This window comes from Streptomyces sp. NPDC005566, from assembly GCF_040605575.1.
Lineage (GTDB): Bacteria > Actinomycetota > Actinomycetes > Streptomycetales > Streptomycetaceae > Streptomyces.
Map to the genome: position 1 here is coordinate 22,957 of NZ_JBEXDB010000002.1, position 18,537 is coordinate 41,493.

Sequence of the window (18,537 nt, forward strand, 5' to 3'; positions counted from 1 at the left end):
ATTAGGTCCTCACACCGACAACGGTCGAAACGGCGCAGAAGCGACCGGTTGCCCTGGCCCGTAGCCGCCTCCGCCCGGTGTGCGCAGGACCAGCACGTCCCCGGTGTCCAGCTCGGCGGTGTCGCAGCCGTCCAGCGGTGTGACGGTCGTGCCGTCGGCCCGTTCGACGTGCTGGGTGCCCAGTGCCCCCGGCCCGCCTCCCGCCATTCCGTACGGGGCCACGCGGCGGTGTCCGGACAGCAGGGCCACGGTCACGGGCTCGAGGAAGCGGATTCTGCGTTCCACCCCGGAACCCCCGTGCCACCGGCCCTCGCCGCCGCTGCCCTCCCGTACGCCGAAGCTCTCCAGCAGCACGGGGTAGCGCCACTCGAGGATCTCGGGGTCGGTGAGCCGGGAGTTGGTCATGTGGGTCTGTACGGCGTCGGTGCCGTCGAAGCCGTCACCCGCGCCCGACCCGCTGGCGACCGTCTCGTAGTACTGGACGCGGTCGTTGCCGAAGGTGAGGTTGTTCATCGTGCCCGACCCCTCGGCCTGGACGCCCAGTGCCGCGTAGAGGGCACCGGTCACGGCCTGGGAGGTCTCCACGTTGCCCGCGACGGTCGCCGCCGGGTGGACCGGCGCCAGCATGGACCCCTCCGGGACGCGTACCTCCAGGGGTTCGAGGCAGCCGGCGTTGAGGGGGATGTCGTCCTCGATCAGGGTCCTGAAGACGTACAGGACGGCGGCCATGACCACGGACGTCGGGGCGTTGAAGTTTCCGGGCTGCTGCGGGGAGGTGCCGGTGAAGTCGAGGACGGCGGTGCGGGCCTCGCGGTCCACCGTCACGGCCACCTCGATGACGGCACCGTTGTCGGTCTCGTAGCGGCAGGAGCCGTCGTGCAGCCCGGCGACGATCCGGCGCACGGACTCCTCCGCGTTGTCCTGGACATGGCCCATGTACGCCGAGACGACGTCGTGCCCGAACTGGTGGGTCATGCGGCGCAGTTCCGCGATGCCCTTCTCGTTGGCCGCGATCTGGGCACGCAGGTCGGCGAGGTTGGTGTCCGGGTCCCGAGAGGGGTAGGCGGCGGTCGTGAGCAGCTCCCGGGTCTCCGCCTCCCGGAGCCTTCCGTCGCGCACGAGCAGCCAGTTGTCGAACAGGACGCCCTCCTCGTGGATCGTACGGCTGAAGGCGGGCATGGACCCGGGGGTGATGCCGCCGATCTCGGCGTGGTGTCCGCGTGACGCCACCAGGAAGCGCAGCCGGGGCTCCGGGCCGTCCTCCTCGTCGAACACGGGCGTCACGACGGTGACGTCGGGCAGGTGCGTACCGCCGTGGTACGGATCGTTGATGGCGTACACGTCACCGGGGCGCAAGGAGTTCCGGTTGCGCCGCAGTACCTCCTTGATGGACTCCCCCATCGAGCCCAGGTGCACCGGGATGTGCGGTGCGTTGGCCACGAGGTTGCCGTCCTCGTCGAACAGCGCGCACGAGAAGTCCAGACGCTCCTTGATGTTGACGGAGTGGGCGGTGTTCTCCAGCCTTACGCCCATCTGTTCGGCGATCGACATGAAGAGGTTGTTGAACACCTCCAGCATCACCGGGTCCACCCGGGTGCCGACGGCAGTCCTCTCGGGCCTGGGGCGTGACCGGGTCAGTACGAGGTGCCCGGCCGCGTCCGCCGTGGCCTGCCAGCCCGGGTCGACGACGGTGGTGGAGTCGTCCTCGGCGACGATGGCCGGACCGGTCACGGTGTCCGACAGGTGCAGGTCGGCCCGGCGGTACAGCGCGGTGTCCTGCCATCGGCCTTCGGTGAACATCCTCACGTTCTCGAGCGGTTGCAGCGCGTGCTCGCGAGCGGCCGAGGAGAGACGGTGGGGGACGTGCGGTCCGGCTGCCGCGGTCGCCTCCACCGAGACGGCCTCGACGACCAGGGGCTTGTCCATGGTGAATCCGTAGCGGGTCCGGTGGGCGGCTGTGAACTCCTCCGTCATGGCGGGCACCGTGCCGAGGGCGACGGGCAGGCTCGCGTCCGTGCCGGAGTAGCGCAGGAGGACCCGCGCCCGGGTGCCGATGGCCCGGTCGGGGATGGCTTCCGCCCGGAGCTCGGCGCGGGTGCGCTCGGCAAGCTCTTCGCAGATGTCGTCCACCCCGGCCCCGGTCTCCTCGTCCAGTTCGGCTTCGACCGACTGTTCGCGCATCGCGGTGGCATCGGCCAGACCGATGCCGTATGCGGAGAGGACCCCGGCGAGCGGCGGCACGAGGACGGTGTCGATCCCCAGGGCGTCGGCGACGGCGCAGGCGTGCTGGCCGCCGGCTCCGCCGAACGTCGTGAGCGCGTACCGGGTGATGTCGTGGCCCCGCTGGACGGAGATCTTCTTGACGGCGTTCGCCATGTTCAGTACGGCGATCTCCAGGAAGCCCGAGGCGGCCTCCGCCGCGCTCCGGGGCCGCCCCGTGACGGATGCGGCCCTCTCGGCGAGCGCGTCGAAGCGCTCACGCACAACGGTCTCGTCGAGCGGCTGGTCGCCGGCCGGTCCGAAGACGGCCGGGAAGTACGCTCCCTGGACCCGGCCGAGCATCACGTTGGCGTCGGTGACGGTGAGCGGCCCGCCCCTGCGGTAGCAGGCGGGGCCGGGGTCGGCGCCCGCGGAGTCGGGGCCGACCCGGTAGCGCCGCCCGTCGAAGTGCAGCACCGATCCGCCGCCCGCGGCGACGGTGTTGATGCTCATCATGGGTGCGCGCATCCGCACCCCTGCCACCTGGGTGCCGAACTCCCGCTCGAACTCGCCCGCGTAGTGCGAGACGTCGGTGGAGGTGCCTCCCATGTCGAATCCGATGACCCGGTCGTGTCCCGCCTGCTCGGACGTGCGGACCATGCCGACGACGCCGCCGGCGGGGCCGGAGAGCACGGCGTCCTTGCCCCGGAAGTGCTCGGCCTCACGCAGTCCGCCGTTGGACTGCATGAACATGAGGCGGATCCCCCTCAGTTCGCCGGCGACCTCGTCGACGTACCGGCGCAGGATCGGCGAGAGGTAGGCGTCGACGACGGTGGTGTCGCCCCGTGGCACCAGCTTGATCAGCGGGCTGACTTCGTGCGAGCAGCTGATCTGGGTGAAGCCCGCTTCCCGGGCTGCCGCCGCGACGGCGGTCTCGTGGTCCGGGTGGCGATAGCCGTGCATGAGTACGACCGCCGCGCTCAGGATTCCGTCGTCCCGGGCCGCCTTCAGCTGCTCGGCCACCGCGGGGCGGTCGAGGGGTCTCACGATCCTGCCCCCGGCGTCGATCCGCTCGGGGACCTCGATCACCCGGTCGTACACGGCCTCGGGAAGCACGATGTGCCGGTCGAAGAGGCGCGGCCGGTTCTGGTACGCGATCCGCAGGGCGTCCCGGAAGCCTTCCGTGATGACCAGGACGGTCGGCTCGCCCCGGCGTTCCAGGAGCGCGTTCGTGGCGACGGTGGTGCCCATCTTGACGCCCGCGACCCGGTCGGCGGGAACCGGGTCGCGGGGGCCGAGACCGAGCAGCTGCCTGATTCCGGCCACGGCCGCGTCGCGGTAGCGGTCCGGATCGTGCGAGAGGAGTTTGCGGGAGACGAGCCGTCCGTCGGGGTCACGTCCCACCACGTCGGTGAAGGTGCCTCCACGGTCGATCCAGAACTCCCAGCGTCCGGTCATCCCTCCATTCTGGCGCGGGGGACGACCACACGCAGGGACGGCGCGTGCGTGATGTCGGCGGAGACTGCGGAGGACGTTGTTCCGGCTGCTGCCTGGGCGATGACGAGCGGTTCGTGGCCGCGGGCTGCGAGATGCCGTGCGGTCTGCAGGGTGCGGTGGGTCACACCGTTGACGTCGGGCGGGAAGGGCTTGTTGACGATGACGACACCCATACCCGTGTTGTCGCCGCGCCGGGCGTGGCTCCGCCGACTTGGATCTTTCCGCCCGGGGAACGTCCTACGAGCTTGTGCGCCGCGTGCCCCCGGCACGCGGCATCCCGGGTTCGGCGCGGTACCCCGCGCCCCGGGTCAGACCGCGGGAGCGTCCGGTCCGATCCGGCTGCGTACCGCCGTCTGTACCTCGGCTTCCTCGGCCGGGTCGGCGGCCAGCCGCCGCAGGCGTTCGGCGACCCTGATGTCCCCGGTCTCCGCGTGGAGTGCGGCGAGTTCCCGGGTCGTCTCCTCGCAGTCCCAGAGGCATTCGACCGCGAAGCCGGTGGCGAAGGAGGGGTCGGTGGCGGCCAGGGCGCGGGCTGCCCGTCCTCGTAGGTGCGAGGAGGACGTCTCCCGGTAGACGTGGCGCAGTACCGGGGCGGCGCAGGCGATGCCGAGGCGGCCCGTACCGTCGACGAGGGTCCACAGGCGCTGGGCATCGGGGCCGTCTCCCCGGACGGCCTCGCGCAGCGCGGCGAGGACGAGCGGGGCGTCCTCGCCGCCGCCGCGGCAGGCGAGCACTCCGGCCGCCGACGATCCGAGGGCGTCGGGCCGGTGCGCCCAGCGCCGGGCACGGTTCACCGCCGCGTCGCCGCACATGCGCTCGAACGCGGCCACGGCGGCTTCGGCGACGACGGATGAGGGGCTGAGGGCTGCCTGCTCGATCAGGTCGAGCACGGCCGGGTCCTGGGCCTCGACGAGGTAGTGCAGGGCCGCACAGCGTGCGCCGTCGGAGCCGCTGCGGGCGGCCTCGACGATCAGCGGCCGGTCCTCGGGGCCCGCGACGGCGGAGAGGCAGCGGGCTGCGGGCACGTGGAGCACGCTGCCGCGCTCCAGCCCCTCCTGGGCCCAGTCGAAGACGGCCTGGACACTCCAGCCGGGGCGGGGGCCGCCGGGCCGCATCTGCCGCTGCCACCGGTCGAACGAGCCCTGTTCGGTCGCGGCCCGGACGCGGGCTCCGACGGCTTCGCGGGGGTCGTCGGCCCACAGCCGCCAGGGCCGCGGCTCGAAGGCGTCCCGTACGGCGGCGGCCAGCTCGGCGGTACCTTCCGGGGTGGCGGGGAACCGGCCGAGTACGGGTGCGGCGAGTGAGCGCAGTCCGGCGTCGTCGTCGCGCAGGGCGAGCTCGTCGAGTGCCCAGGCCCAGTTGGCGCCGGTGGCCGCGTAGCGCCGGAGCAGCGCGAGGGCGTCGTCGCGTCCGTAGGAGGCGAGGTGGCCGAGTACGGAGAGCGCCAGGCCCGTGCGTGAGTCCTCGGTGTCGAGCTGGTCCTCGGGGTCCCACAGGTGCCGCTCGATCTCCTCGATGCCGCCGTCGAGATCGAGGTACAGGCGTGCGTAGTAGAGGGAGCGGTTCTCGACCTGCCAGTCGTGACGCGGATCGCTCAGGACACAGTGGTTGAGGGCCGCGAGAGCCTCGGGGCGTGGTGCGGCGAGTGCGTGGAGCGTGCCGTCGCCGCGGCCCCTCTGCAACAGGCCGAGCAGGGTGCCGCTCGGCGCTATGAATGGATCGAACATAGGGGAAAGCCTCACATCAAGCTGTCGACGCAACCGGGACTGTGCTGTTCCAAGTGCCTGGGAGGCACTAGGCCGCGCAGCAACATGATCGGCCGACCGCCGTCTTCTGCCTGGTGCTCATCTTCCTCTGCCTCTCGTCGGTGGTCCTGAGCGGACCCGCGACGTCATGATGACCCAGCCATTTCGCCGACGCGACCACATTTACGACGCACCGGTCAGCCGGCGGTCCGGGCGGTGTCTCAGCGAGCACCGAAGAGTTCCAGCAGGTCGCCCTTGCCGAACATGCGTGCGGTGTCCACCGCGGACGGCGTCCCGGCGGCCGGATCGGCTCCCGCGGCGAGCAGTGCGTCGATCACGGTGCGCTCCCCCTTGAAGACCGCTCCGGCGAGCGGGGTCTGCCCCCGGTCGTTGGCGCGGTCCGGGTCGGCGCCACGGCCGGCGAGGGCCGTGACGGCCGCGGCGTGCCCGTGGTACGCGGCGAGCATCAGCAAGGAGTCGCCCCGGTCGTTGGTGAGGTTCGCGGGGACACCGGCATCGACGTAGGCGGCGAGCGAGTCGGCCTCCCCCTGGCGAGCGAGAGCGAAGACCTTGGTGGCCAGCTCGACCACCTCGGGATCGGGGGTTTCGCTCATCGGACGGACCGCCTTCCATAGCCGTTGGTCGCCGTTGCCGACCTGGTGGGGGAGTACGGCGGGGGGCCGTACGAGTGAATCGACAGGGTACTGCTCCGGTGCCGACATGAGCGTGCCCGGATGCGGCAAAAGATCACAACGAGTGGCGACCTTTTCGGCGCGATCTCCGGACCGTCCCGCTCGGACAACCACTTTTCGCCCGCCGATCGAGTGAAAACCTTACCCTTTCACCCAATTGCACCTTTTATCGTATAGATACATCTTGTGATCCTGGAAGTACTCATGGTGACTGTCCCCTTCAACCAGGAGAACTGCTCATGATCCTCTCCATCTCGGGCGTGGTACTGCTCGGCATCATCGTCTTCCTGTTCTTCAAGAAGGACGGGCTCAAGGCATCCCACGCCCTCATCTGCGCCCTGTTCGGCTTCTACCTGGCCGGCACCGCCATCGCGCCCAGCATCACAGCAGGCGGCGCGAGCCTCGCCAGCATGCTGGGCGGGATCAAGTTCTGACGCTCCCCTCCCGCTCCCACCTCTTCAGGAGACCGACGTGGCCCGGCGACCACTCCCCCGCATTCTGAGCAGCGGCAGCGCTTCGATCACTCGCAGTCGCGAGTTCGCGCGCACGGCCGCCGACAACGCCACCGACGTCCTCCATCCGCTGATCACGGTCACCCGTGGTCTGCGGCTGCTGGCCGGAGCAGGACGGCAGAAGTGGGCCGCGACGCCCAAGGACAGGCGCGGGCAAGGCCTGTTCCTCGTCGCGGCCTGCGTCCTGGTGGTGGCGCTCATTCCGTACGGGCCCCTGCTGGCCCTGATCTCGGTGATGGGCGCCGCCGCGTGGAAGGGACGGGACCGCAATCCGGTGAAGACCGGTCCCGACGACACGGAGACGGCACGGCTGCAGGCGCTGTACGAAGCGCTGGTGCCCCACTTCTCGGTGGCCGACGACCCCAGTCCGCTGTACGCCCACGGCGGCGACTGGGAGAAGGCCTTCGCGTCCTCGTTCGCGTTCGACGGCAACGGCCGCCTCACCCGTCTCCAGGTGAGCTACCCGGCGTACTTCACGGACGGCGAAGCGGCTTCCCGGACCCGCATCGAGCAGGTCCTCCACGCCAAGTCGGGCCGGGGCCGCGAGTACCACTTCGTCTGGGACGAGGAGAACAACCACCTCCTCATGACCGTGCTCGAAGCGCTGCCCACCACCATCGCCGCCCAGCGCTTCGTCACCGGCCCCGGTGAGACGGTGCTGGGCTTCACCGACGCCGACGCGGTGCGGCGCACCGTGCCGGTGGTGGACGGCGAGACGACCCGGGACGCGTCTCCGGTGGTCTGGCGGACCGGGGCCCGTTCCACGGAACCGCATCTGCTCGTTGTCGGGCATCCCGGCAGCGGCACGACGACGCTCCTGCGGTCCATCGCGCTGCAGGCCCTCCAGCACGGTGACGTCCTCGTCGTCGAAGGCAGCGGAACCGGCGAGTACGGCTGCCTGGCAGGGCGCCCCGGAGTCCTCGCCGTCGAGTGCGGTCTGGCCGGGTCCCTGGCAACCCTCGAATGGGCCGCGCACGAAACGGAGCGGCGGCTCATCGCGGCGAACCGGGCGCGCCAGGCCGGCCACCCCGAACCCGAGGACATCAAGCGCCCTCTCTGGATCCTGCTGGACCGCCCGAGCGCGCTCGGGCACCTGGCGGCGGCCGACGGCAGGCCCGATCCGCAGGAGCTGCTCCAGGTACCGCTGCGACACGGCCGTGCGGCCGGCGTGACGGTCGTCGTGGCGGACCAGTTCGACAGCGTGGACGCACTCACCGAGACCGTACGGACCCACACCCGGGCCCGCGCCGTCCTCGGCCCCGCCACGCACGAGCAGGTCGAGTCCGTGCTCGGCGCCCAGCCCCACACCACCCCGACCGCGGACGTGCCGCCGGGCCGCGGGTACGCACGACTGGGCACCGGCCCGGTCCTGCGGCTCCAGGTCCCGGCGACACCCGACCCGTTCGACGGCGCGACGAGCGAGGCGCACCGGCAGGCCGTGCTCGACCTGCTGCCGGGTGGGCAGACTCCGGTGGAGCAGGCCCCACCGGCTGCGGAAGTCGCCGAGCCGGTCCCCGTACCGGCACACCCGGATCCGCTGATCACGGCGCCGGCTGCTGCCGAGGGGTGAAGCCGACGGCCTCAGGCCACGAACGTCCGCGGCGCCTCGGCTCCCGCGCTCGCGCCGGACCTGACGAGTTCCGCAGCGGCGGCGAGTCTCAGCGCCGCCTCGTCCGCCACCGGGCCGCCCACCGTGAACGGCAGCCGCACATAGCCCTCGAACGCCCCGTCGACCCCGAACCGGGGCCCCGAAGGCACCCGCACGCCGACGCGCTCACCGGCCACGGCCAGCCGTGATCCGGAGAGCCCGCCCGTGCGCACCCAGAGGGTGAGCCCGCCTCGAGGTACCTCGAACTGCCACTCCGGGAGTTCCCGGCGCAGTGCGCGCACCAGGTCGTCCCTGTTCACCCGCGCCTGGTCACGCCGGACCTCCACCGCCTGCTCCCAGCCGCCTGTGCGCATCAGCCAGTTGATGGCGAGCTGTTCCAGCACCGGAGTACCCATGTCCGCGTACGCACGGGCCGCCACCAGGCTGCGGATGACGTCCGGGGCCGCCCGGACCCAGCCGATCCGCATTCCGGCCCAGAAGGCCTTGCTCGCCGATCCGACGGTGAGGACGGTGCTGCCCGCCGGGTCGAAGGCGCAGACCCGGCGGGGCATCTCCACATCGGCGTCCAGGAAAAGCTCGTTCATGGTCTCGTCGACCACGAGCACCGTGCCCGCGGAGCGGGCCGCATCGACCAGAGCGCGCCGTTGCTGCTCGTCGGCCAGCGCCCCGGTGGGGTTGTGGAAGTCCGCGACGACATAGGCCAGCCGGGGCGCGGAGTCCCGCAGGACCTGACGCCAGCGGTTCATGTCCCAGCCGCCGAGCCCCTCCTCCATGGCCACGGGTACCAGCCGGGCCCCGGCTTCCCGCATCAGCTGCAGGATGTTGGCGTAACTCGGGGACTCCACCGCGATGCGCTCGCCGCGCCCGGCGAAGAGGTGGCAGATCGCGTCGATGGCACCCATCGCCCCGGTGGTGACCATGATCTGTTCCGGCATGGTGGGGATGCCGGATCCGGTGTAGCGGTCGGCGATCATCTGCCGCAGCGCGGGCAGGCCGGCCGGGTAGTCGCCGTGGGTGTGCGCGTAGGGCGGAAGCTCCTCCAGGGCGCCCTGGACGGCCCGGGTCAGCCAGGGCTCCGGGGCCGGCAGTGAGGCGCAGCCCAGATCGATCATCGAGCCGAGTGACTCCGGGGGCAGTGGTTCGAGGCCGCGGGCGGGCAGCGGGTTGCCCGCCGGGACCGCGGTCCAGCTGCCGGCCCCGCGGCGGGACTCCAGGAACCCCTCGGCACGCAGTGCCTCGTACGCCGCGGCTACGGTGGTCCGGCTGAGCGAGAGGGCGAGGGCCAGCTCCCGCTCGGCGGGCAACCGGGCGGCGACCGGGACTCTGCCTTCGAGGACGAGCAGGCGCACACCGTCGGCCAGGGCACGGTAGGCGGGCGGCTTGCGGGTGCCCTGCCCGGCGGGCCGGGGCTGCTGTGCCCGGAGCTGCCGGGCGAGCTGCGCGGCGCCCACCGTCGAAGTCCACTGAGCCATGAAAAATCAGTCCACCTTCCTCGGATTGGCCGTAGTTGGCAGCCAATCCCCCGCCACAGAGTGACATGAAGCAGTCCAACACCACCACACAGGGGGCACCACTTGTCCGAACCCACCGCCCGGAGCGGGACCCGTCTCACCCGACGGCTGATCCACCTCTATGCGGGCCTGGCCCTGTACGGGGCGAGTTCGGCGCTCCTGGTCCGCGCCGGGCTCGGGCTCGAACCGTGGGGCGTGCTGCATCAGGGCCTCGCCGAGCGGACGGGCATCTCCATCGGTGTCGTCTCGATCATCGTCGGCGCGGTCGTGCTGCTCCTGTGGATCCCGATCAGACAGCGCCCCGGGCTCGGCACCGTCTCCAACGTCTTCGCCGTGGGCATCGCGATGGACTCCACCCTCGCCCTCCTGCCGGATGCGCACGGGCTCGGGGCGCAGATCCCGCTGATGGCCGCGGGCATCGTCCTCAACGGCGCCGCCACCGGGCTGTACATCTCGGCGCGATTCGGCCCCGGGCCGCGCGACGGGCTGATGACCGGCCTGAACCGGCTCACCGGGCGCTCCATCAGGCTGGTGCGTACCGCGATCGAGGTGGCCGTCGTGGTGACCGGATTCCTCCTCGGGGGCTCGCTCGGCGCAGGCACCGTGCTGTACGCCCTGGCCATCGGCCCGCTGGCCCAGTTCTTCCTGCGCGTCTTCGACCTCACGGCGCCGGACGAGGGCACCGGGGATGTTGCCGGCCGGACACCGCAGGAGGCGATACTGCCGCAGTGACAACAGCGACTTCGGGACGCCACCCCTATCTGGACCACCCTGCGCCGATTCCGTTCGCCCACCGCGGCGGGGCGGCGGACGGGATGGAGAACACGGCATCGGCCTTCCGCCGGGCGGCCGCAGCGGGCTACCGCTACTTCGAGACGGATGTCCACACCACCGCGGACGGCCGTCTGGTGGCCTTCCACGACTCCACCCTGGACCGCGTCACGGACGTACGGGGCCGGATAGCCGAGCTCCCCTGGAGCGAGGTGAGCCGGGCGAGGGTGGCCGGAAGTGAGCCGCTGCCGCTCTTCGAGGAGCTGCTGGAGGAGTTCCCCGATGCCCGCTGGAACGTGGACATCAAGGCGGAGCCGGCCCTCGTGCCGCTCATCGAGCTGATCCGCAGGACCGACGCCTGGGACCGGGTGTGCGTGGGGTCGTTCTCGGAGTCGAGGGTGGCCAGGGCGCACCGTCTCGCGGGTCCGCGCCTGGCCACCTCCTACGGTGTGCGCGGCGTGCTGGGACTGCGGCTGCGTTCGTACGGCATTCCGGCAGCGCTCCGCGCCGGGGCCGTGTGCGCGCAGGTCCCGGAGAGCCAGAACGGCATCCGGGTGGTGGACCGGAGCTTCGTCCGTACGGCCCACGCGCGCGGACTGCAGGTGCATGTCTGGACGGTCAACGAACCGGAACGGATGGCGGCGCTCCTGGACCTCGGCGTGGATGGCATCATGACCGATCACATCGAGACGCTGCGCACGGTGCTGAGCGAGCGGGGGGCCTGGGCCTGACGCCGGGCACGGCCGCGTCCGCACTGCATCAGCGAGGGGGCGCGGCGTGAGCACCGGAACCGCAGAATCGACCGGTCCGGCGGAACGGCCTCCCGGGGCCGCGGACCGCCTCAGGGAACAACGCGGCTGGTATTTCTACGACTTCGCCTGTTCCGTCTACTCCACCAGCGTCCTCACGGTCTTCCTCGGCCCGTACCTGACGTCGATAGCCAAGGCCGCCGCCGATGCGGACGGCTTCGTGCATCCGCTGGGCATACCCGTGCGGGCCGGCTCGCTCTTCGCGTATGCCGTCTCGGTGTCGGTCGTGGTGGCGGTGCTGGTGATGCCGATGGCGGGCGCCGCCGCGGACCGTACGGGGCGCAAGAAGCCGCTGCTCGCGGCCGCGGCATACGTGGGTGCCACGGCGACCGCCTGCATGTTCTTCCTGGACGGCGAACGCTATCTGCTGGGTGCGTTCCTGCTCATCGTGGCGAACGCGTCGATCTCGGTGTCGATGGTGCTCTACAACGCCTATCTGCCGCAGATCGCGGCTCCGGAGGAACGCGACGCGGTCTCCTCGCGCGGCTGGGCCTTCGGGTACACCTCGGGTGCCCTCGTCCTCGTCCTGAACCTCGTCCTCTACACGGGCCATGATTCCTTCGGCCTGTCGGAGTCCGACGCGGTCCGGATCTGTCTCGCCTCGGCCGGTGTGTGGTGGGGCGCCTTCACCCTCGTTCCCCTGCGAAGGCTGCGTGACCGACGGGTGGCTCCCGGCGGCGAGGGTGCGGTCGGATCCGGCTGGCGGCAGCTGATGGCGACGCTGCGCGACATGCGCCGCCATCCGCTGACGCTGTCCTTCCTGCTCGCCTACCTCGTCTACAACGACGGGATCCAGACGGTGATCTCCCAGGCCTCGGTGTACGGCTCCGAGGAGCTGGGCCTCGATCAGACGACCCTGATCACCGCGGTACTCCTCGTGCAGGTGCTCGCGGTGGCCGGGGCGCTCGGGATGGGCCGGCTCGCCCGGGTGTACGGCGCGAAGCGCACGATTCTCGCCTCACTGGTCGTCTGGACGCTGATCCTCGCCTGCGCCTATCTGCTGCCTGCCGACGCGCCGGTGTTCTTCTATTCGCTGGCGGCCGCGATCGGCCTCGTCCTGGGCGGCAGTCAAGCGCTCTCGCGCTCGCTGTTCTCGCACCTCGTGCCACGCGGGAAGGAGGCGGAATACTTCTCGGCGTACGAGATGAGCGACCGGGGACTCAGCTGGCTGGGCCCCCTGGTCTTCGGTCTCGGCTATCAGCTGACCGGCAGCTACCGGGACGCGATCCTGTCCCTGGTGATCTTCTTCGCGCTCGGTTCCGTGCTGCTCGCGCGGGTGCCTGTGCGGGCGGCTGTGGCCGCCGCGGGCAATCCCGTGCCGGACCGGATTTAGACGTTGAAGCGAAAGGCCGGTAGTGTACGCCTTTGGCCTGCCCGGAGGACCGTTACTGCGAGCGGTAGAAGCCAAACCGTTGGGTGACAACTTCCACCAGAGGTGACAAACCGGGCACCGATGGGTACTCAACCCAGATACAGCAGCGGCACGACGGGCGACGCATGACCGGAAACGGGAATCTTTACCGCCGACCGGACGTTGACCGGATGACGACGACAGCGACATTTGTCCTGTGGGCGACAAGCCCGGGAGGCACGATTCATGAGTGAGCGAGCTCTCCGCGGCACGCGACTTGTGGTTACCAGCTACGAGACGGACCGCGGCATCGATCTGGCCCCGCGCCAGGCGGTGGAGTACGCATGCCCGAACGGACATCGATTTGAGATGCCGTTCTCGGTAGAGGCGGACATTCCGCCGGAGTGGGAGTGCAAGGCGTGCGGCGCCACGGCACTCCTGGTGGACGGGGATGGCCCCGAGGAGAAGAAGGGCAAGCCTGCGCGTACGCACTGGGACATGCTCATGGAGCGGCGCACCCGCGAGGAGCTTGAGGAAGTGCTGGCCGAGAGGCTGGCGGTTCTGCGCTCCGGCGCCATGAACATTGCCGTGCACCCGCGGGACAGCAGGAAGTCTGCCTGACCGCACATCACCGCACAGATTCAGGAGCCGCGGGCCGCGACACAGAACATGTGTCACGGCCCGCGGCTCTTTGCGTGCCCGCACCCGTAGGGGCGTGTGCGCGCTGCCCGTGCTCCCAGGACCTTGTGGGCCCTGCCGCAGTTCTGTGGGCCGTACGGCTTCAGGAGCCGTACGGCCCACCGCGTTTCAGGGGGACAGCGGCGGCCGGTGCGCTCCGGGGCCCTCGTCGGGGCGGGAGTGCGTCTGCGTGCCGTCCTCACGGATGACTTCGCCCTGGACGACCTTTCCGTCCGGCCGGTGCATACGGGCCTGTTGGAAGGCGTCCGACAGGCTGCCCGGCCCGGCCGCCCGCATCCGGCGCTCCAGGGAGCGCTCCACGTAGCGGCCCGCCATCGAGCGGACCGGAGGCAGCAGGAGCAGCAGGCCCGCCGCGTCCGAGATCAGGCCGGGGAGCATCAGGAGCAGGCCGGCCAGCATCAGGAAGCCGTTGCCCTTGCTGCCCGACGGGGCAGCCGCCGGGGCCGCCGTCGCGCCCGGCTGCCCGGGCATCTGCTGGAAGGTCTCGGTGAGGTTGCGCATGGCCCGCCGCCCCGCCCGCTTGATCACCACGGCCCCGAGGACGGCGCCGGCGACCAGGATCAGCAGCACGGTGAAACCGCTCGCCGCTTCGGCCACCACGGTCAGCAGCCAGATCTCCAGCACCAGCCAGGCCGCGAGACCCAGGGGCAGGAAGGTACGGGCGCGTGAGCGCCGTGGACGGTTCGGAGGCGGTGTGCCGGTCGTCATGCACCCAGTGTGCCTGTACGGGCGTGCAAGCGGGATAAGGGGGTGATCATGGTGCCACGCCGGCCGCCGACCGCCGGCCGGGAGGTCAGGAGGGCTTGCGGCCGAGGACCTTGCTCGCCCGGGTGGTGATTCCCCATCCGGTGACCCGCCACAGCGCCTCGACCAGGATGTCGCGGCTCATCTTGGAGTCGCCGATCTCCCGCTCCATGAACGTGATCGGCACCTCGACCACGTGGTAGCCCGCCTCGACCGCCCGGCGGGCCAGGTCGACCTGGAAGCAGTAGCCCTGCGAGGCGACCTCTTCGAGGCCGAGGCCGTCCAGGGTCGGGGTGCGGAAGGCGCGGTAGCCGCCGGTGACGTCACGGACCGAGAGACCGAGGAGCATCCGGGAGTAGAGGCTCCCCCCGCGGGAGATCATCTCGCGGTGCCTGGGCCAGTTGACCACCCGGCCGCCGGGTACCCAGCGCGAGCCGAGGACGAGATCGGCGCCCTTCAGCGCGGTCAGGAGGCGGGGAAGTTCCTCGGGCTGATGGGAGCCGTCCGCGTCCATCTCGACCAGAACGCCGTAGCCGTTCTCCGAGCCCCAGCCGAAGCCCGCCAGATAGGCGGCCCCGAGCCCTTCCTTGCCCTTGCGGTGCAGGACGTGCACGTGGTCGTCGCCCGCCGCGAGCTCGTCGGCGACCTTGCCGGTTCCGTCGGGGCTGTTGTCGTCGGCGACCAGGATGTCCGCTTCCGGAACGGCGGCGCGCACCCTGGCGACGATCAGCTTGATGTTCTCGGCCTCGTTGTAGGTCGGAATGATCACCAAGACTCTGCCGAGCGGGCCGAACTGCCTCTGACCGCCGTCGTTCACTACTGCCCCTTAAAGTCCGTACGCAGGTGCACACCATATCCAGCGCGCCGCGGCCGGACTCCGACGCGGTCACGAGGTGACGCGTGAGGCGCGCCCGCGGTAGCCGGACAGAAGGATGGAACTGCGGACAGAACTGCGGATCGGGGCCCGGCGTCCTTCGGGCCGACCTGGGACCCGCTGGCTGCGGGTCGACCGAATGCCGTTGTCTACTGAACCTCCGGGCCCCACCCGGGTCGCACCCGCCGTCCGGCCGAAACCTTCCCTCGCCCCCGAGGCGCGGGCGCTGAACCTGGCTGTCAGTGGTGGTGCGCCGGTGCGGCACACCGCCCCATGACCCAGCGGCGTTCGACGACTGCGTGGAGGTTTGACCGGGCGGACGTCCAGTGGTGGACCCGGCCGAACCTACCGGCCCGTGGGCGCTCTCTGTCAACAGTCGTTTGACCTGCGACTTTTACCTAAAACGCCTGGTCAGTGACGAGGGTCCGCAGGTCGCGGCAGAGTGCGCGCAACTTCGATCGGCGGTACGAAATGTACCGACGTCACTCGTTCGGCCGTACGTAGACAGTTTGTCCGAAGACCACGGTGCGCAGGCATACGGGCAGCTCACCCCCGGGAGTGAGATCCGGCAGGCCAGGGGTGCCGGAACGGGGGTCGGTCGACCAACGGGAGACCCTGTCGTCGGGGGCCTGTACCACCAGCTCACCAGTACGCCAGACGGCGTAGTCGGCGGGCGCGCCGGGGACGAGGACCCCCGCGTCGTCGCGGCCGACCGCCCGCCAGCCGCCGCGGGTGTGTGCCGTGAAGCCCGCTCGTACGGAGATGCGGTGCTCCGGCGTCCGGTGGAAGGCCGCGGCGCGCACGGTCCCCCACGGGTCCAGCGGGGTGACCGGGCTGTCCGAGCCGAAGGCGAGGGGCACACCGGCACGCAGGAGGGCCGCGTACGGGTTGAGCGTGCCGGCCCGCTCGGCACCCAGCCGCCCGGCGTACATGCCGTCCGGACCGCCCCAGGCGGCGTCGAAAGCGGGCTGGACGGATGCGGTGAGCCCCAGCTCGGCGAAGGCGGCGATGGTCTCGGGGGTGAGCATCTCGGCGTGTTCCACCCGGTGCCTGGCGGCGCGGATCCGGGCGAGTCCGAGAGTCTCGGACGCGGCCCGTACGCCCGCCACGACCGCGGAGACCGCGGCGTCACCGATGGCGTGGAACCCCGCCTGCAGTCCCGCCTCGGTGCAGGCCGTGACGTGTGCGGCGATCTGCGCCGCGTCCAGATGGGCGGTGCCGGTGTGCGGCGCGTCGGCGTACGGCTCGTGGAGGAACGCGGTGTGCGAGCCCAGGGACCCGTCGACGAAGAGGTCCCCTGCCGCGCCGGCGGCTCCGAGGTCGCGGATCCGGGCGGCGCCCTTCGCGTCCTCGATCCGCTCGGCCCAGTATCCGAAGACCCGGGGGCCCGACTGTTCGGCGGCGATCTTCAGCAGACCGGTGAAGTCCTCCTCGTCCGAGATGTCGGGGCCGGCGCACTCGTGCACCGTCCCGATGCCGAGCGAGGCTGCCTGCGCGAGCGCGGCACGCTGGGCATCGGCCCGCTGCTGCGGCGTGACGGCGCCGTGGGCCGCGGCGCGCACCGCGTGGTGGGCGGCGCCGGCCAGAGGAGCGTCGGGGTGGTAGCCGGTGAGCGCGGTGACACCCGGGACGAGGTCCAGGAGCGCCGTGGTGACCACTGCGGAGTGCACATCGACGCGGGGCAGGTAGACCGGCCGGCCGTCGGCCGCCGCGTCGAGTTCCGCGCGCGAAGGGGGCCGCTGTTCGGGCCAGCGCGTCGCGTCCCAGCCATGGCCGAGGACAACCCGCTCCCCCGGGTGGCTGTTCACGTACGCACGCACGAGACCGAGGGCCTCGGTGAGCGTGCGCGCGCCCGAGAGGTCCAGCCCCGTGAGGGCGAGTCCGGTCGACGTGGTGTGGACGTGCGAGTCGGTGAACGCCGGGGTGACCAGGGCCCCTTCCAGGTCGATCACCTCGTCGACGCCGCTCGCGAAGGCGTCGGCGGCCCCCTCGGACCCCACCCAGGCGACATGCCCGCGTTCGACGACCATCGCGGTCGCGAACGGGTCGGCGGGACTGTGGACGTCTCCACCGCGCAGCAGCACGGTGCGGTGGTCGCTCTGAAGGGCGGTGCTCTCGGTCATGGGACCAGTCTCGCGCCTGCCCGGACCGCTTCTGTCCGCACCCCCCTCGACGGAGGGCAGCACCCCCTGGGCGGAGGACGGAATCCCCGCACCGGCGGGCACCGCACCGTCCCGGGCGGGGGGCCGGGGCACGCGCGCCTCAGATACGCGGAGGGCGGGCTTCGTACGGCGTGGAGAGTGCGACGGTCGTACGGGTGGAGACACCGGCCAGCGAGCGGATCCGGGTCAGCAGGTGCTCCAGCTCCAGGGGGGTGGCGACCCGCACCTTGAGGATGTAGTTCTCGTCGCCCGCGACGCTGTGGCAGGCCTCGAGCTCCGGGACACCGGCGAGACGTTCGGCGATGTCGTCGGGCGCGCTCGGATCGAACGGCTTCACCGAGATGAACGCGGTGAGGGGCAGGCCGACGGCTTCGGGATCGACGACCGCGGCATAGCCCCGGATCACCCCGCGCTGCTCCAGCCTGCGGACACGCTGATGAACGGCCGAGGTGGACAGGCCCGTGGCCTTGCCCAGGTCGGTGTAGCTCATCCGCCCGTCCTTGACGAGCAACTGCACGATCTGACGGTCCAGCTCCTCCATGCGGATCAACCTATGGCCCCAGGTCCCTCCAAGCACAGTCGTGGAGCCTGTGGAACTGCACGTTCGGGGGGCATGTGACGAATGCCACAGGTTTACGGGTGGGTAGCCGACGGCCTCGCGGTTACCGCCCACCCCCGACGGGAAGTGCTTGCTTTGGTCGAGGCCGTGGCGCCTTGCCGGCCCACCCGAGGGGGGAACAACCCATGCAGAGCCTGAAGCTCACCGGACGTATCGAACCGGATCCCGTTGATTCCGACGAGGACACCGCTCCCGACGCGTACGACACATTCGAGATGTACCGGGTGATCTGCCCGGACTGCTCCCAGCCGATCGCCCTGCTGGCGGACGAGGACGTCCTGCCCGAGCACGCGCTGTGCCCCTCCCCGTGGAACCCCTTCGTCCTCACCGTGTGCGCGGGCACGAGCCGCGCCGCCGCGGACGCGCGTCCGGCCGATGAGTCCCTCGATGCCCAGGAGCAGGAGACAGCGCTGCTGCTGACACTCCCCCAGGGGCTCGACTGGCGGATGCAGCCCTTCTCGCATGCCGGCGGTCCCGGCTCGCGCCCCCTGCAGGTACCGCAGATGCGGCGTCACGCCGCCTGACGTTCCCTGCGTCGTACACCCGTGCTGCACCACGACGGCGGGCCGTCGTGGTGCAGCAGTTCCACCGGCCGGTTCCGGCCCCTGTACGGCCCGGCCACCATCAGGGGCGCCCATGCACCCTGCGCGGCCCGTGCACCCGAGGAACGGGCGCACGAATCGCCCGGACAGTGACCCGGCACCCTGCACGGGCGTTGTCCCTGCATGAGCATGCTGCACTCG

Annotated in this window: 15 protein-coding genes and 1 pseudogene; 7 read left to right on the forward strand and 9 right to left on the reverse strand. The window is 71.1% G+C overall.

Annotated features, from left to right (window positions below; genetic code table 11):
• Window positions 1-9: 9 nt before the first annotated feature.
• From ABZS61_RS02980 to ABZS61_RS02995, 4 genes and pseudogenes are all read right to left on the reverse strand, one after another.
• Window positions 10-3,657 carry a hydantoinase B/oxoprolinase family protein gene (locus ABZS61_RS02980; RefSeq protein WP_356415215.1) on the reverse strand — a complete coding sequence of 1,216 codons (3,648 nt, stop codon included), beginning with the start codon at window positions 3,655-3,657 and terminating at the stop codon, window positions 10-12.
• Between the two features lie 80 nt (window positions 3,658-3,737).
• Window positions 3,738-3,869, reverse strand: a pseudogene (locus ABZS61_RS02985) (glycosyl transferase); the annotation flags it as partial.
• Window positions 3,870-4,004: 135 nt separating this feature from the next.
• On the reverse strand, window positions 4,005-5,423 hold the full coding sequence (locus tag ABZS61_RS02990; RefSeq protein ID WP_356415218.1) for a HEAT repeat domain-containing protein: 1,419 nt from the start codon (window positions 5,421-5,423) through the stop codon (window positions 4,005-4,007).
• Window positions 5,424-5,662: 239 nt separating this feature from the next.
• A complete protein-coding gene (locus tag ABZS61_RS02995) occupies window positions 5,663-6,055 on the reverse strand; it encodes an ankyrin repeat domain-containing protein (RefSeq protein WP_356415221.1) in 393 nt (130 codons plus the stop codon).
• 317 nt (window positions 6,056-6,372) lie between these two features.
• Between ABZS61_RS02995 and ABZS61_RS03000 the strand changes: the two genes are divergently transcribed.
• Together ABZS61_RS03000 and ABZS61_RS03005 are read left to right on the forward strand one after the other, a co-directional pair.
• Window positions 6,373-6,567: a hypothetical protein gene (locus ABZS61_RS03000; RefSeq protein WP_014044751.1), complete on the forward strand. Its 195-nt coding sequence runs from the start codon at window positions 6,373-6,375 to the stop codon at window positions 6,565-6,567.
• A 37-nt stretch (window positions 6,568-6,604) separates the two neighbouring features.
• A complete protein-coding gene (locus ABZS61_RS03005) occupies window positions 6,605-8,215 on the forward strand; it encodes an ATP-binding protein (RefSeq protein WP_356415224.1) in 1,611 nt (536 codons plus the stop codon).
• 11 nt (window positions 8,216-8,226) lie between these two features.
• Here ABZS61_RS03005 and ABZS61_RS03010 read toward each other — a convergent pair whose 3' ends face one another.
• A complete protein-coding gene (locus ABZS61_RS03010) occupies window positions 8,227-9,726 on the reverse strand; it encodes a PLP-dependent aminotransferase family protein (RefSeq protein ID WP_356415227.1) in 1,500 nt (499 codons plus the stop codon).
• Between the two features lie 102 nt (window positions 9,727-9,828).
• Here ABZS61_RS03010 and ABZS61_RS03015 point away from each other — a divergent pair, with 102 nt between their 5' ends.
• From ABZS61_RS03015 to ABZS61_RS03030, 4 genes are all read left to right on the forward strand, one after another.
• On the forward strand, window positions 9,829-10,497 hold the full coding sequence (locus ABZS61_RS03015) for a hypothetical protein (RefSeq protein ID WP_356415230.1): 669 nt from the start codon (window positions 9,829-9,831) through the stop codon (window positions 10,495-10,497).
• Complete coding sequence (locus ABZS61_RS03020; RefSeq protein WP_356415233.1) at window positions 10,494-11,267, forward strand: glycerophosphodiester phosphodiesterase family protein; 774 nt, start codon at window positions 10,494-10,496, stop codon at window positions 11,265-11,267. The genes ABZS61_RS03015 and ABZS61_RS03020 overlap by 4 nt, the downstream gene beginning before the upstream one ends.
• Window positions 11,268-11,313: 46 nt before the next feature.
• A complete protein-coding gene (locus tag ABZS61_RS03025) occupies window positions 11,314-12,678 on the forward strand; it encodes an MFS transporter (protein WP_356415236.1) in 1,365 nt (454 codons plus the stop codon).
• A 264-nt stretch (window positions 12,679-12,942) separates the two neighbouring features.
• Window positions 12,943-13,317, forward strand: a complete 375-nt coding sequence (locus tag ABZS61_RS03030) for an RNA polymerase-binding protein RbpA (RefSeq protein ID WP_329213065.1) — start codon at window positions 12,943-12,945, stop codon at window positions 13,315-13,317.
• Between the two features lie 186 nt (window positions 13,318-13,503).
• Here the strand turns inward: ABZS61_RS03030 and fxsA are convergent, their stop codons facing one another.
• From fxsA to ABZS61_RS03050, 4 genes are all read right to left on the reverse strand, one after another.
• A complete protein-coding gene (gene fxsA / locus ABZS61_RS03035) occupies window positions 13,504-14,103 on the reverse strand; it encodes an FxsA family membrane protein (protein WP_356415240.1) in 600 nt (199 codons plus the stop codon).
• An 85-nt stretch (window positions 14,104-14,188) separates the two neighbouring features.
• Complete coding sequence (locus ABZS61_RS03040) at window positions 14,189-14,956, reverse strand: polyprenol monophosphomannose synthase (protein ID WP_356415243.1); 768 nt, start codon at window positions 14,954-14,956, stop codon at window positions 14,189-14,191.
• A 539-nt stretch (window positions 14,957-15,495) separates the two neighbouring features.
• A complete protein-coding gene (locus ABZS61_RS03045; protein WP_356415246.1) occupies window positions 15,496-17,136 on the reverse strand; it encodes an amidohydrolase in 1,641 nt (546 codons plus the stop codon).
• Between the two features lie 139 nt (window positions 17,137-17,275).
• Window positions 17,276-17,716 (reverse strand): Lrp/AsnC family transcriptional regulator, encoded by a 441-nt coding sequence (locus ABZS61_RS03050; RefSeq protein ID WP_356415249.1) that lies wholly within the window; start codon window positions 17,714-17,716, stop codon window positions 17,276-17,278.
• A gap of 203 nt (window positions 17,717-17,919) precedes the next feature.
• Between ABZS61_RS03050 and ABZS61_RS03055 the strand changes: the two genes are divergently transcribed.
• Window positions 17,920-18,318, forward strand: coding sequence for a hypothetical protein (locus ABZS61_RS03055; RefSeq protein ID WP_356415252.1), 399 nt, complete (start codon window positions 17,920-17,922; stop codon window positions 18,316-18,318).
• Window positions 18,319-18,537: the final 219 nt, after the last annotated feature.

Excerpts from the sequence above, each read along its gene's own strand:
- ABZS61_RS03010 (WP_356415227.1), bottom strand. The coding sequence starts at position 9,726 with ATGGCTCAGTGGACTTCGACGGTGGGCGCCGCGCAGCTCGCCCGGCAG.
- ABZS61_RS03030 (WP_329213065.1), top strand. The coding sequence starts at position 12,943 with ATGAGTGAGCGAGCTCTCCGCGGCACGCGACTTGTGGTTACCAGCTAC.
- ABZS61_RS02995 (WP_356415221.1), bottom strand. The coding sequence starts at position 6,055 with ATGAGCGAAACCCCCGATCCCGAGGTGGTCGAGCTGGCCACCAAGGTC.
- ABZS61_RS03000 (WP_014044751.1), top strand. The coding sequence starts at position 6,373 with ATGATCCTCTCCATCTCGGGCGTGGTACTGCTCGGCATCATCGTCTTC.
- ABZS61_RS03055 (WP_356415252.1), top strand. The coding sequence starts at position 17,920 with ATGCAGAGCCTGAAGCTCACCGGACGTATCGAACCGGATCCCGTTGAT.
- ABZS61_RS02990 (WP_356415218.1), bottom strand. The coding sequence starts at position 5,423 with ATGTTCGATCCATTCATAGCGCCGAGCGGCACCCTGCTCGGCCTGTTG.
- ABZS61_RS02980 (WP_356415215.1), bottom strand. The coding sequence starts at position 3,657 with ATGACCGGACGCTGGGAGTTCTGGATCGACCGTGGAGGCACCTTCACC.
- fxsA (WP_356415240.1), bottom strand. The coding sequence starts at position 14,103 with ATGACGACCGGCACACCGCCTCCGAACCGTCCACGGCGCTCACGCGCC.
- ABZS61_RS03050 (WP_356415249.1), bottom strand. The coding sequence starts at position 17,716 with ATGGAGGAGCTGGACCGTCAGATCGTGCAGTTGCTCGTCAAGGACGGG.
- ABZS61_RS03045 (WP_356415246.1), bottom strand. The coding sequence starts at position 17,136 with ATGACCGAGAGCACCGCCCTTCAGAGCGACCACCGCACCGTGCTGCTG.